This is a genomic window from Flavobacterium kayseriense, from assembly GCF_014305095.1.
In the GTDB taxonomy this organism is placed as follows: domain Bacteria; phylum Bacteroidota; class Bacteroidia; order Flavobacteriales; family Flavobacteriaceae; genus Flavobacterium; species Flavobacterium kayseriense.
Genome location: NZ_JACRUI010000001.1, coordinates 1190515 through 1203929 on the forward strand (window position 1 = coordinate 1190515; position 13415 = coordinate 1203929).

A 13415-nucleotide genomic window follows, 5' to 3' on the forward strand; every position below is an offset into this window, starting at 1 on the left:
AAAAACAGGATTTACGTACTAATACTATAAAATGAATTGTGTTATGAAAAATAGTGTATCTATTGTGTTTTTTCTATTTGTTGCGTTTTTACTGTTCTATGTTGGGATGCCTACCATTAATTATGGTTTTACGGGTTTGCCTTTCGCACTCTTAGTTTTAACTTTTTTAGGAGTAATACTTTCAACTGGATTGAAAATGTCAGCAGATAAAAAACAGGTTCAAGTCGCTAAAAAACCCAAACGTTTTCTGTTTATCATTATCGCTGTTTTATTAGGATATATGATCATTACGCCATTGCTAACCAGTTTGCCACTATTTAGAGCCAGTGCCTACCAAACCTTAATTGGAAAAGTAGAAAACGGCAAAAAAATTTCAAACCATATCGCGCCCATTTCAATCGATAAAATCAGGGTAGTCGATGAGGATCTTGCGCATCTTTTAGGAGAAAAAATATTAGGGTCGCAACCCGCATTAGGTAGTCAAGTAGAACTAGGACAATTTTCTATTCAAAAAGTAAACAATGACTTGTATTGGGTAGCGCCTTTATTGCACTCTGGTTTTTTTAAATGGATAAATAATCAAGAGGGAACAGCAGGTTATGTGATGGTATCTGCAACAAATGAAAGAGATGTAAAACTAGTTCAAAATAGTAACGGGAAACCTATTAAGATCAAATACCAGTCTGGAGCTTATTTTCAATCAGAGATCGAGAGACATCTTTATTTTAGTGGATACAGTACGGTTGGACTAACCGATTTTAGTTTTGAAATTGACGACAGCGGAATGCCTTTTTGGGTTGTTACTAAATATAAAAAAGAAATAGGTTTTAGTGGAAACGAAGCAACAGGAGTTGTTCTAGTCGATGCGCAAACCGGAGCTATAAAAGAGTACTCGATCGCGAAAACACCTCAATGGGTAGATCGTATTCAACCTATTAACTTTATAGAAGAACAACTAAACGATTGGGGAGAATATGTGCACGGTTATTGGAATTTTTCTAATGCTAATAAACTTCAAATCACCGAGGGTTTAACCTTAGTTTACGGAGATGATAATAAATCCTATTGGTATACTGGTTTAACCTCAGTAGGAAAAGAGGAGTCTGCCGTAGGATTTGTTTTGGTTGACACGAGAACAAAGAAAACTACTTTTTACAAGCAAGGTGGTGCAACTGAATATGCTGCGCAAAGCTCTGCGCAAGGAAAAGTACAGGAAAAAGGATATGAAGCTTCTTTGCCTATACCATACAACATAAACAATATCCCAACTTATGTGATGACATTAAAAGACAAAGGTGGATTGGTCAAAATGTTTGCCATGGTTGCTATATCCGATTATACCATTGTAGGAGTTGGTAATACGATGCGTGAAGCTTTGACCTCCTTTAAAAATGTGTACAATATGTCTGGTAATAAAATAAATCCGAACAGTGTTTCCAATAAAAAAATGTTGAGCACGATAGTTACTAGAATTCAAAATGATGTCAAAAATGGTAATAGTTTCTATTATTTTAAGGTAAAAGATTATCCTAATATTTTTGTGGGTTCTTCCCAAATATCAACCCAGTTGCCTGTTACTATGATTGGTGATTCAGTCAAAATATCATTTGATGTTGATACAGAGGAGGTAATTGATGTTTCTACTTTTGAAAACATCAATTTAAAAAAGAAATAATTTTAGTTGATTATTTGTAGTGGTAAAAGGCTGAATTCATTTTGTTGAATTCAGCCTTTTTAATGTTTGAACTTTTTATTCTCGAAGTAAATTACTAATTTTTTATGGTCTCCACAATAGCACCTGCTATTGATGCAGCGATCTAAATCCAAGGCTTGTGCTTTGATCGAAAAACAGCTGGATTATGGCGAACGCGATTTGCATAAGGAATATATTTTATAGTCTTTCAAACCACGGTAACTTTCATTGCTGCTATTTTATTCAGTACTGTCTTTTTTTTCTAAAAATTATTGCATCGGTACTTCCATCAACAAGATTTCAGCCTCCGTATTTGTTCGAATGTCCAATAGAGGTATATTCCAAATACCAAAACCATCCCTTGTTTCTAATTCTTGACCGTTGATGGTTAAGTTTCCTGAAAGAATAAAGGCATAAACGCCATTTCCCGCTTTTTTTATATTGTAAGTTATGGTACTGTCTTTATCGAATTTCCCTAAATGAAACCAAGCATCTTGATGAATCCATACCCCATCGTCCTCTGGATTTGGAGAAAGAATTTGTTGTAACCTGTTGATTCTATCTTCTGGATTTAACGAGATTTGCTGGTAACGAGGTGTTACGTTTTTTTTATTAGGAAAAAGCCAAATTTGTAATGATTTTGTCTTTATATCTGCATTAGGGTTAAACTCGCTATGCTGTATACCAGTCCCAGCACTCATCACTTGCACATCACCATTTTTAATCGTTGCTGCATTGCCCATACTGTCTTTATGAGCTAAATCTCCTTCAAGCGGAATCGTAATGATTTCCATGTTGTCGTGGGGATGGGTCCCAAAGCCCATTCCTTCTCCAATAATGTCATCGTTTAAAACACGTAGTGCGCCAAACTGTACTCTCTCTGGATTGTACCAGCTTCCAAAACTGAAACTGAAGTTTGCTTGCAACCAACCATGATCTGCGTGTCCTCTTGTGTTTGCTTTATGTAAAACTGTATTTTCCATAGTTTTTAAATTTGATATTGAACAAATTTACGAAAGGAAGTGCTGAAGATTACTTAATGTAGATTAAGAAATCTTAGGGTAGAGCTGAAAAGTACTTTTTATTTTAAGTAAGTAGGAACCATCTAAAGATAAAGTATTTGCTTTCCCTATTTGAAGTTCAATGTGATAATTACATAACTTTAAACCAGATGACTAGAACTTCATCTCTATGTATAAGAGTTACCTTCGTGCGATAAAATATTTTAAAATTTGTAAATATGCCGCACTTGTATAGAGTTATACTCTTTATGTTCCTAGTTAGCACTTCTTCTCACTCTCAAATCGACTTCAACAAAGTAATAATTAGAAAAAACATTTCGCAGCAATGGGAACTAGACAGCATTGATAAACAAGGTACTTTTAGATTGGTCTCATACAGACCTATCTATTTTGCAGCTGCTCGTTGGTCTAATAAAAAAAATGAAGAGCCATTTGATCAAAGTGGCGAATTTGCAACTAGAGACAAAAATATTTTTAATAATATCGAGACAAAATTCCAAATCAGTTTTAAAACAAAAGTTCTGCAAGATATTTTTTTTGGAAAAGGTGATTTATGGGTAGGGTATACTCAAAAAGCGCATTGGCAGATTTATAATAAAAAACTGTCTCGAGCATTTAGAGAGCTGAATTACGAGCCTGAAATTATTTTAAATTTCCCAATGGATATTGATTTGTTTAAAGGTAAAATTCGAACTTTTGGCTTAGTTCTCAATCATCAATCTAACGGAAAAGACATTCCTACTTCAAGAAGTTGGAACAGAATTATATTAAATATTGGATACGAGTATAATAACTGGAATGTTAATTTTAGGCCTTGGTATCGATTACCGGATAGTGAAGACGAAAACCCTCAAATAAATAAATTTATTGGTGATGCCGAGCTGGAGGTGGGAACGCATTTTGGCAAACATGAATTTTACACGATAATTAATCACTCGTTTAGCACTTTCGATAAAGGAAATATTCAGCTTAATTATGTTTTCCCAATACACGGACATCTAAGAGGACATGCTCAAGTTTTTAGTGGTTATGGTGAAACACTAATTGATTACAACGTAAATCAAACTACTATTGGTCTTGGGGTTTCTTTCGCAAATTGGTAAAATAAAGGAAACTTTTAGTTTATCTATTCTAGTATCGAAAGGACGATTTTTAATTTTTGCTCGAATTTTTACGCAGTTCTGGATTGTGAATTTTTCGGTATGAAATCGAGGCTTGTTTGTTTTATTTTTTTGTTTCCGGTAGTAATTTAAAATCTGTCGCTATAAAACGATCGTTAACAATTGATCCACTAACTTCGGCTTTTCTTATAGCGGCGCAAAAACCGTCAGCTGCATGAGCATTACCGTGAGAATCAATTGATGTTCCGTCTACGAAATAGGTTTTTCCATCAATTCGAACTGCTAAATCGCATGATTTGCCTTCCATCTTAAATTGGCATTGTCCACAAGAAGCTTCTACTACTTGTTTTTTTAATACTACTTTTTTGTTCTGAGCGCTTAACATTACTGTGAAGAGCAAAAATAAAAGGATTGTTGTTTTTTTCATAGTTTAAGAATTTACCTTAACGAAGGTAGCTATTTTTTTCGCTTTTGCTACCAATTCATCAATTGGCGCTTCTAAGGAGTCGTGCACTAATGCTACACCCATTCTGCGGTAAGGTCTTGAACTTGGTTTTCCAAAGATTCTAAAGTCGGTTTTAGGAAAAGCAGCCATTTTTTCGATTCCAGTATAAGTAGGATTGTCTGAATTTTCCGAAGCTAAAATGACAGCACTTGCTCCAGCTTTTTCCAAAGTGATTTCGAAAATAGGTAGGCTTAAGATTGCACGTAAATGCAATTCGAATTCGTTAAAATTTTGTGTTCCTGCGAGTGTTACCATTCCTGTGTCGTGTGGGCGAGGAGAGAGTTCCGAGAAATAAACACCATCATCTGCCAAGAAAAATTCGACACCAAAAAGTCCAGCTCCACCTAGTGCCTCTGTAACTTTTTCGGCCATATCTTGTGCTTCATATAAATCCTTATCCGATAGTAGTGCAGGTTGCCAGCTTTCTTGGTAATCTCCTCGTTCTTGGCGGTGGCCAATAGGTGCGCAAAATAAAGTAGGATTGTTATTCTGTACCACTGTTAATAGGGTAATCTCTGAATTGAACTTAACAAAAGCTTCTACAATGACTTCGACTACATCACCACGAGAACCTTCTACGGCATATTGCCATGCTTTATCGATATCAGCAATTGTTTTTATAGTCGATTGTCCTTTTCCTGACGATGACATTAGGGGTTTGACTACGCAAGGCATTCCTACTGCTTCGACTCCTTTTTGTAATTCCTCGGCAGTCGTGGCGTATCGATAGTTAGCGGTTTTTAATCCCAGTTCTTTAGCAGCTAAATCTCGAATAGCCCTACGATTCATCGTAAAATTAGCCGCTCTTGCACTAGGTACTACGGTGATACCTTGCTTCTCATAATCGTAAAAACGTTCGGTTCGAATGGCTTCTATTTCGGGAACAATAAAATCTGGTTGGTGCTTTGCTACAATACGATCAAGTGCCTCACCGTCTAGCATATTGATGACTTCAAATCCATGAGCTACTTGCATGGCAGGGGCATTTTCGTAGCTATCAACCGCAATTATGGTTTGCCCGATGCGCTGTGCTGCGATTACAAATTCTTTTCCTAATTCGCCTGAACCTAGCAATAGTATTTTCATGATTTTGGGATCTTTTATGAAGTGTAAAAATACTAAATTGCTTTTTTGTTATTAAAGATTCAGTGATTATTTTCTGTTAAATTCAGGTCTTAATCAACGAAAGGTGGCAGGGGATTGATGGGTAAAAGGGTGCTGTATTATTATTGTGATCGATTTTATTCACGTGAAGGATGTGATCGGTATCTTTTTATGAAAGGAAGCGAAATAAAAGATATTCCGTATCGCCCGACACTTATGGACGCCAAAAACTGAGAATAGTAGCGTGTTTTATTACTTGTAAGTGTGTTCAAGCAGATGAGAGCTAAAAGAAGAGCAAAAAAAAACTACTTAGTTGATGCGCTAAGTAGTCTTATATACTGGTAAGTAATTGAGGTCTTAATTCAATTTCTTAGCTTTTATAGTCAATAATGCACTTTTAATTCCGGTTAATTGTTTCGAAATTAAAGCTATTTGATCCGCACCAAGCTCTTCGATGTCTAAGGCAGTCTCGTAGCTTGCAATTGCTGATTCTTCACCGGTAATACAAGCGTTTGCGATAGCCTCTACATCACCACTTGTAAATGATGATTTGATATCGATCCAAGCTCTATGTATTGCTCCTAAAACTCCGCCACCAGAAGCATCAGTTGTTTTTCCTAATCTGTTGATTTCATCTTGTAATTCTACAATGTACAAGGCACGTTCACGAGCAAATTGTATGAAATCGCTCTTGATTGGTGCACTTCCTACGTGTTCAGCAGCGTTTGTATATCCTAATTTCCCGTCTTCAAGAATTTGAATCAACCCTTCTAACGTACTTACTACTTTTTCTCTTTTTTCGTCTGTATTTGTCATGGTGTTTATTTTTAATTGTTTGTTCTTTACAAAGATGGGAATAGTATGCCGTTATTATCTTACAAGATTTTTGTAGTTTTTTATAATATTGTAGCATAGTGTGTTATGTTTCCTTTTATAGAGTTTGTACTGTAGTTTTGTTTCTATTTCCATATTATTCAGGAAACTTAACTAGGTATGAACTTTTGTCAGCAGATTTGCGTGAAGGATAGGAGCGGCATCCTTTTATGAAGTCCCGATAGCTGTAGGGACTTCATAAAAGATAGAGCGGATAGCCTGACCCTTGGGGCACGCCCACACTTTGACAAGCCCCCTAAACAAAGGAAAATGCCTCAAGAAATAAATCTCGAGGCATTTTATGGTATTAATTAGAAAGGAATTAAGCTGCTAGTGCCTCTTTAATTCTTTTTAAAGCTTCTTTTAGAATAGCATCACTTGTTGCGTAGGAGAAACGAATACAGTCAGGGTTACCAAAAGCATCACCCGTTACTGTTGCTACATTTGCTTCGGCTAAAAGGTACATTGATAAATCCATCGCGTTTTTGATTTCCGTGCCTCTCAATGTTTTTCCAAAGAAAGAAGAAACATCAGGGAACACATAAAATGCTCCTTCTGGAACGTTAATTTTTACTCCTGGAATTTCTCTTAACAAACCTACTACTAAGTCTCTGCGAGAATGGAAGGCATCAACCATGTGCTTCAGCACAGAAGGGTCAGCATCGACAGCGGTAATGGTAGCACGCTGCGCAACAGAATTAGCTCCTGAAGTAACTTGGCCTTGAATTTTAGTACACGCTTTTGCGATAAACTCAGGTGCTCCTATGTATCCAATGCGGTATCCTGTCATTGCAAAAGCTTTGGCGACACCGTTTACGGTTATTGTTTTTTCAAACATTCCTGGAATTGATCCTATACTACAAAAAGTTCCAGAGAAGTTGATGTGTTCATAGATTTCATCAGCGACAACGTATACGTTAGGGTATTTCTCTAATACGGCTGCAAGTGCTGTAAGTTCCTCGCGACTGTAAACAGATCCTGAAGGATTACATGGAGTAGAGAACCACATCATTTTTGTTTTTGGTGTGATGGCAGCTTCTAACTGTGCAGGTGTGATTTTAAAATCGGTATCGATAGAGGTAGGTACTTCTACAGGTATTCCTCCAGATAATTTTACAATTTCGAAATAAGAAACCCAGTAAGGTGCTGGTAAAATAACCTCGTCACCATCGTTAAGCATTACTTGAGCGATGTTGTATAACGATTGTTTTGCTCCTGTCGAAACGACAATTTGTGACGGTTTGTAGTCTAAATTATTGTCTCTTTTGAATTTACGGCAGATAGCATCTTTCAAGTCGCCATATCCGTCTACTGGAGAATAGGTGCTGTAATTATCATCGATTGCCTGTTTTGCAGCTTCTTTAATGAAGTCAGGTGTGTTAAAGTCAGGTTCCCCTAAACTTAAACTGATGATGTCTTTTCCTTGTGCTTTAAGCTCTCTTGCCAAAGCCGCCATTGCTAACGTTTGTGATGTGGCAAGATTGTTAATTCTGTCTGAAAGTGGATTGCTCATTAATCGTGTGTTGATTGCCCTAATTAGTTATCAGCATCTAGGACGGTTAGTTATTGTGTTCTTGTTTTAGTTCTGTTTTTTAGGCCATCTCAGGTTTCATTCCAAGCTCTTTTAAGTGCTTGAAGTGGGCTACTACTGCAGCGCGCATTGTTTTGTATTCATAATAAGGCAAGTTGCACTCTTGCGCTGTTTCGCGTACAATTTTTGCAATTTTACCATAGTGAATGTGACTTATATTTGGGAAGATATGGTGCTCAATTTGATGGTTTAAACCACCAGTGTACCAGTTTACAATTGCATTTTTAGGTGCAAAGTTAGTTGTGGTGAACAATTGGTGAATTGCCCAAGTATTGTCCATTTCTCCTAATTCGTTAGGTGATGGGTTTGTTGTTTCTTCAACAACGTGTGCTAATTGAAAAACAATGCTCAAGATTAATCCTGCAGTATAATGCATTACAAAAAAACCGATTAGTACTTTCCACCAAGTGATTCCAATTACGATTGGTAAAGCAATCCAAATTGAAACATAGATTACTTTTGTAATGATCAAAGTGGTCCATAGTATTTTTGGGCTTTTTGCCTCACCGTAAGATAATTTTCTTTTTAGGTAACTTTTCATTTGCTTAAAATCGGTAGTAATAGCCCAGTTAAAAGTTAGCAGTCCGTATAAAAACACAGAGTAATATTGCTGAAAACGGTGAAAGTTATGCCATTTAGCATTTTTTGTAAATCGAATAATTCTTCCTGCGTCTAGATCTTCATCATGTCCAGGGATGTTCGTGTAGGTATGGTGCAACACATTGTGTTGAACCTGCCAGTTGTAGACGTTTCCTGCTAATACATAGATGGAACCTCCCATAAATTTATTTACCCAGCTTTTTGTCGAGTAGGAGCCATGATTACCATCATGCATCACGTTCATTCCAACTCCGGCCATACCAATTCCCATAACAATGGTTAATAGTAAATGTGCCCAGAATGGCATGTTTAAAGTTAAAATTAAAAAGTAAGGGGCAAGAAAAACGGCAAACAATATAATTGTTTTTAAGTATAATTTCCAGTTTCCTGTTTTTTGCAGGTTGTTTTCTTTGAAGTAGTTGTTTACTCGGGAGTTAAGCGTTCTGAAAAATTTCAGACTGTCCTGCTTCGCAAAAGTAGGGGTGATTTTATTCATAGGTATTTAATAAGTTTCAAAGATAATTATTATAAATTTTTGGATATACAAAATTGGCATAAATATTTTAACTGTAAAGTATTACTTTTGTTAAAAAAAGTAAAGATGGATGAGATATTGAAGTATTTTCCTAGTTTGACTGCTATTCAAAAAGAACAGTTCGAAAAATTAGATGTTTTATACCACGATTGGAACGAAAAAATAAATGTTATTTCTAGAAAAGATATTGACTCTTTATACACAAAACACATTCTACATTCGTTAGGAATTGCCAAGGTCATGAAGTTCGAACCTGGTACTTTTGTTCTCGATGTTGGTACAGGTGGCGGCTTTCCTGGGATTCCTCTAGCCATATTATTCCCAGAAACTCGATTTTACTTGATTGATGTTATTGCTAAAAAAATAAAAGTAGTTCAAGGTGTTGCTGATGCTTTAGAATTGAAGAACGTAAAGGCAGAACAGTTACGCGCCGAAAACGTAAAAGGTGACTTTGATTTTATCGTAAGTCGTGCTGTTACAAACATGCCTGATTTTGTATCTTGGATAAAAACTAAAATCAAGAAGCAACAAAAGCATAAGTTAAAAAACGGAATCTTGTACCTTAAAGGGGGAGACCTCACAGAAGAACTTGCTGCTTTCCCACAGGCTACAGAATATAATTTAGCCGATTTTTTTGAAGATGAATTTTTCGAAACTAAGAAAGTCGTGCACTTACCTTTGAAGTTTCAGGCCTAGTCCTAAGGTCGAAAGTCATAAAGTCTAAAGAAAGAATTAGATAAAAAAAAGCCGAATCTAATTTTAGATTCGGCTTTTTGGTAGTAACAAAAGTTCATTAAGACTTTCGGCTTTCAAACTTTAAGACTTGCTTATTCGCCCAAAAATGGGTATCTGTAATCAACTGGAGTAACAAAAGTTTCTTTGATTGTTCTTGGAGAAACCCAACGTAGTAGGTTTAATGGAGAACCTGCTTTATCATTTGTTCCAGAAGCTCTCGCTCCACCAAATGGTTGTTGCCCTACAACAGCACCTGTTGGTTTATCATTGATATAGAAGTTACCAGCAGCGTTTTGTAATTTTACCGTAGCTACTTCGATGGCGTAACGATCTGTACTGAAAACAGCTCCTGTTAGAGCGTACTCTGAAGTAGAATCTAGTAATTCAAGTGTTTCTTCCCATTTAGCATCTTCATATACGTAAATTGTCATAACAGGTCCAAACAGCTCCGTTTCCATTGTAGAGTAATGAGGGTTTGTGGTAACAATAACTGTTGGTTCAATAAAGTACCCAACTGATTTATCGTAATTTCCACCAACTATGATTTCAGCATCTGCATCTTTTTTAGCTTGGTCAATAAAACCCGCTAATTTATCAAAAGAACCTTCGTGAATAACTGCAGTAACAAAATTGCTAAAGTCTTCGGGAGACCCCATTTTCATTGATTTTACATCAGTGATAATTTGCTCTTTTACAGCTGGCCACATACTTTTTGGTACGTAAGCTCTTGAAGCTGCTGAACATTTTTGACCTTGAAATTCGAATGCACCACGTACAATTCCGGTAGAAACTTGTTTTGGGTTAGCGCTAGAGTGGGCGATGATAAAATCTTTTCCTCCAGTTTCCCCTACAATTCTTGGGTATGTTTTATAGTGGTGAATGTTAGTTCCTATTTTTGCCCAAATGTCTTTAAATACGTGAGTAGATCCTGTAAAGTGTAGTCCTGCGAAGTCACGGCTGGCAAGAACAGTATCAGTAACCATTAAAGCGTCACCAAAAACTACATTGATAACTCCATCAGGAACACCAGCTTCTTTGAATACTTCGATAATAATTTGTGCCGAGAATACTTGGCTATCACTTGGTTTCCAAACTACAACGTTACCCATCATAGCAGCACTTGCTGGAAGGTTAGCCGCAATCGCAGTAAAGTTAAATGGAGTTATCGCGTATACAAATCCTTCAAGAGGTCTGTATTCTAAACGGTTCCACATGTCAGATGAAGACGACGGTTGGTCTGCATAAATTTGAGTCATGAACTCTACGTTAAAACGTAAAAAGTCAATTAGCTCACATGAAGCATCAATTTCTGCTTGGTGGATATTTTTTGATTGCGCAATCATTGTTGCTGCGTTGATTCTTGCTCTGTATGGTCCTGCAATTAATTCGGCTGCTTTCAAAAAGATAGCTGCACGTTGCTCCCAAGCCATATTTGCCCAAGCTGTTCTGGACTCTAATGCGTTTGCAATTGCTTGCTCCACATGCGACTTTTCAGCTAGGTGATAGGTACCTACGATATGTTTGTGATCGTGAGGAGCTGTCATGTTTTTTGTATTTCCAGTTCTAATCTCTTCGCTTCCGATGTACAAAGGAACGTCGATTTTAGAATTCCACATTTTTGTATAAGCTGCTTGTACGGCTGCTTTTTCAGGTGAATTTGGTGCGTACCCTTTTACTGGTTCATTTACCGCTTTTGGTACGTGAAAAAATCCTTTTAGCATGATATTTTAGTTTATTTACCCCCAGAAAATAGGTGTAAGATTATACATTTGTATTCTAAATTTTTTCCCAATTATTGCGAAAAAATTTATTGAGTAACAAAAGTACAAAGGATTAATTAAAAAAGAGAGAAATAAAGGCGAAGAAAATTAAATATGTTGAACAACAAATAATTAATTCAAAGCGAAAGGGGCAGCAAGTTTAAAAGTAGGTATTGCAACTTTAAAGTTTCGAGTACTAGTAAAATTGATCATATTAAAATGTCCTTTCATTGCTCCATAAGGCGAAGACAGTAGACATCCTGAATTGTAGGTGTGGAGTTCACCGGGTCTTAAAACCGGTTTTTTACCAATCACTCCCTCGCCATCAACTGTTTCGTTTTCGTTCAAAGAATCAAAGATGTCCCAGTGACGAGACATGAGTTGTACGGAGTCTTTACTGTGATTCTCGATTGTAATTTGGTAACTAAAAGCATAGTGAAGTTTGTAGTTTTTGAAGTATGTGCCTTCAAAACTAGTTAATACTGAAATTTTTATACCTCTTGTTATTTGAGAAACCATTTTAAACAGTAAATATGTGTTCGTTAAACCAAAAATAAGAATTTTTAAGTACTTATGATCTATTTAAGTACTATTTTAATTGATGATATTGATCGAGTTCGCATTTCCTTTTCCAATTACACGGTCGTATCTGTCTATACTTTCTCTGTAATAGACTAAAATGGTATACTCATTTTCAGTCTGATAGAAGTTACCGTCAATAGCATTTTGATGGTCAATTGTTCCTGCTGTATCGGCCACAGTATACTCATAATTGGTAAAGCCTTGCTTGATTAAAATTGCTTTTTCGTAAATGCCCTTTTTTGGATTATAATCCATTTTGAACTCAGGAGTCAAATTGTAATTATTGAACATGCCTGTCACGTAAATGTCTTTGTCTAACTGAAACGCTGGAGCAGATAAGGAAAAATAGACCCAGGCATAATCAGCCTCAATTGCATTATTAGATCCGTTTATGTTTTTAACAACGTAATTTCCGTTGACATCTTGGTAAAAAGTGTAAGGAAAATTACCTCTTGCGTTGTTTGTATATAACAACGAACTGTAAATAGCTGTACTAGAATCTGATCTAGAAATATTGTTACTAGCAGCTCTAATATCTTTGTTTTCAAAAAAATGAAATTCGTTTCCTGCCCAAAACTGCGTTTCACTGTCGTACTTATAAACTAATTGATTTCCTATTGTGTATTGCGGCGCAATGGTTTTAATAGCACTGTTTATTTTTCCGTTTTGCAAAAGTAAGACTTTTATATTCTTTAGCGGGTTTTGAAAATTGATGGTACTCGAGTTTATGCTAAAGTCAAGATTGTGTTTTTGCTCTATGTTGCTTAGCACGCGGCTGCGTTTTACTTGAATAGGTACAGAAGCCAAATCTTCATAAAGAATAAATTTTCTTGAGAAAAGCACCTCTTTATCTTCGTTTAAGATTTTTAGAATATAATTCCCACTGAGCAATAATTGCTGCGTAAAGTTATTAGGTATCGACAAGGTGTAATGCGAGTAGAGTTGTAGTGCATTAAATGAATTACTATAATCCTGAATTCTCTGATTGTCGAATCCTTGCAAATACTCATTTTTAGGAATAGAAGTAGGTATCCAATTGTAATCGCAGTGAACGATTTCGTAATAATAGTTAGCTTCATTACCAAATAAGTCATCAAAAACAAATTGAAATCCGTTACCTAATGGAAAGATTGGAACAACATTTTGGTTGTCCTGCGAAAAACCAACGGTCTTGATATTGTAGGGTGGCGCAATTTCATTTTCTACTTGCGCAAAAGAGCAGTGAAATGAAAATAACATCACAATAGTTAATCTGATAAATGAGTTGCACATATGGTTTAAGTTCCTAATTGTA

At 36.1% G+C, this 13415-nt stretch carries 12 protein-coding genes; 3 read left to right on the forward strand and 9 right to left on the reverse strand.

Annotated features, from left to right (window positions below):
- Positions 1-43 precede the first annotated feature (43 nt).
- A complete protein-coding gene (locus tag H8R22_RS05085; protein ID WP_225875971.1) occupies positions 44-1675 on the forward strand; it encodes a hypothetical protein in 1632 nt (543 codons plus the stop codon).
- Positions 1676-1962: 287 nt separating this feature from the next.
- Here H8R22_RS05085 and H8R22_RS05090 read toward each other — a convergent pair whose 3' ends face one another.
- Positions 1963-2676, reverse strand: a complete 714-nt coding sequence (locus H8R22_RS05090; RefSeq protein ID WP_187008634.1) for a pirin family protein — start codon at positions 2674-2676, stop codon at positions 1963-1965.
- 257 nt (positions 2677-2933) lie between these two features.
- On the opposite strand from H8R22_RS05090, the gene H8R22_RS05095 reads away from it, so the two are divergent.
- Complete coding sequence (locus tag H8R22_RS05095; protein ID WP_222616939.1) at positions 2934-3818, forward strand: phospholipase A; 885 nt, start codon at positions 2934-2936, stop codon at positions 3816-3818.
- 121 nt (positions 3819-3939) lie between these two features.
- Here H8R22_RS05095 and H8R22_RS05100 read toward each other — a convergent pair whose 3' ends face one another.
- The 5 genes from H8R22_RS05100 to H8R22_RS05120 form a co-directional block, all read right to left on the reverse strand.
- Positions 3940-4263, reverse strand: coding sequence for a DUF6370 family protein (locus H8R22_RS05100; protein WP_187008633.1), 324 nt, complete (start codon positions 4261-4263; stop codon positions 3940-3942).
- A 3-nt stretch (positions 4264-4266) separates the two neighbouring features.
- Positions 4267-5427, reverse strand: coding sequence for a formate-dependent phosphoribosylglycinamide formyltransferase (purT, locus tag H8R22_RS05105; RefSeq protein WP_187008632.1), 1161 nt, complete (start codon positions 5425-5427; stop codon positions 4267-4269).
- A 375-nt stretch (positions 5428-5802) separates the two neighbouring features.
- Complete coding sequence (locus H8R22_RS05110; RefSeq protein WP_187008631.1) at positions 5803-6261, reverse strand: ferritin-like domain-containing protein; 459 nt, start codon at positions 6259-6261, stop codon at positions 5803-5805.
- A 379-nt stretch (positions 6262-6640) separates the two neighbouring features.
- Entirely contained in the window at positions 6641-7831 is a 1191-nt protein-coding gene (locus tag H8R22_RS05115; protein WP_187008630.1) for a pyridoxal phosphate-dependent aminotransferase, read from the reverse strand.
- A 79-nt stretch (positions 7832-7910) separates the two neighbouring features.
- Positions 7911-9005 carry a fatty acid desaturase family protein gene (locus H8R22_RS05120; protein ID WP_187008629.1) on the reverse strand — a complete coding sequence of 365 codons (1095 nt, stop codon included), beginning with the start codon at positions 9003-9005 and terminating at the stop codon, positions 7911-7913.
- A gap of 105 nt (positions 9006-9110) precedes the next feature.
- Between H8R22_RS05120 and rsmG the strand changes: the two genes are divergently transcribed.
- The gene (rsmG, locus tag H8R22_RS05125; RefSeq protein ID WP_187008628.1) at positions 9111-9740 is read left to right on the forward strand and encodes a 16S rRNA (guanine(527)-N(7))-methyltransferase RsmG; all 630 of its coding nucleotides are present in this window, start codon (positions 9111-9113) and stop codon (positions 9738-9740) included.
- Between the two features lie 131 nt (positions 9741-9871).
- Here rsmG and pruA read toward each other — a convergent pair whose 3' ends face one another.
- From pruA to H8R22_RS05140, 3 genes are all read right to left on the reverse strand, one after another.
- Positions 9872-11500: an L-glutamate gamma-semialdehyde dehydrogenase gene (gene pruA, locus H8R22_RS05130; RefSeq protein ID WP_187008627.1), complete on the reverse strand. Its 1629-nt coding sequence runs from the start codon at positions 11498-11500 to the stop codon at positions 9872-9874.
- Positions 11501-11671: 171 nt separating this feature from the next.
- Positions 11672-12058 carry a Co2+/Mg2+ efflux protein ApaG gene (apaG, locus tag H8R22_RS05135; protein ID WP_187008626.1) on the reverse strand — a complete coding sequence of 129 codons (387 nt, stop codon included), beginning with the start codon at positions 12056-12058 and terminating at the stop codon, positions 11672-11674.
- 75 nt (positions 12059-12133) lie between these two features.
- Positions 12134-13360: a type IX secretion system plug protein gene (locus H8R22_RS05140; protein ID WP_449534531.1), complete on the reverse strand. Its 1227-nt coding sequence runs from the start codon at positions 13358-13360 to the stop codon at positions 12134-12136.
- Between the last annotated feature and the right edge of the window lie 55 nt (positions 13361-13415).

Coding starts and splice junctions, on each gene's coding strand:
- H8R22_RS05085 (WP_225875971.1), top strand. CDS start 44: ATGAAAAATAGTGTATCTATTGTGTTTTTTCTATTTGTTGCGTTTTTA.
- H8R22_RS05090 (WP_187008634.1), bottom strand. CDS start 2,676: ATGGAAAATACAGTTTTACATAAAGCAAACACAAGAGGACACGCAGAT.
- H8R22_RS05095 (WP_222616939.1), top strand. CDS start 2,934: ATGCCGCACTTGTATAGAGTTATACTCTTTATGTTCCTAGTTAGCACT.
- H8R22_RS05100 (WP_187008633.1), bottom strand. CDS start 4,263: ATGAAAAAAACAACAATCCTTTTATTTTTGCTCTTCACAGTAATGTTA.
- purT (WP_187008632.1), bottom strand. CDS start 5,427: ATGAAAATACTATTGCTAGGTTCAGGCGAATTAGGAAAAGAATTTGTA.
- H8R22_RS05110 (WP_187008631.1), bottom strand. CDS start 6,261: ATGACAAATACAGACGAAAAAAGAGAAAAAGTAGTAAGTACGTTAGAA.
- H8R22_RS05115 (WP_187008630.1), bottom strand. CDS start 7,831: ATGAGCAATCCACTTTCAGACAGAATTAACAATCTTGCCACATCACAA.
- H8R22_RS05120 (WP_187008629.1), bottom strand. CDS start 9,005: ATGAATAAAATCACCCCTACTTTTGCGAAGCAGGACAGTCTGAAATTT.
- rsmG (WP_187008628.1), top strand. CDS start 9,111: ATGGATGAGATATTGAAGTATTTTCCTAGTTTGACTGCTATTCAAAAA.
- pruA (WP_187008627.1), bottom strand. CDS start 11,500: ATGCTAAAAGGATTTTTTCACGTACCAAAAGCGGTAAATGAACCAGTA.
- apaG (WP_187008626.1), bottom strand. CDS start 12,058: ATGGTTTCTCAAATAACAAGAGGTATAAAAATTTCAGTATTAACTAGT.
- H8R22_RS05140 (WP_449534531.1), bottom strand. CDS start 13,360: ATGTTATTTTCATTTCACTGCTCTTTTGCGCAAGTAGAAAATGAAATT.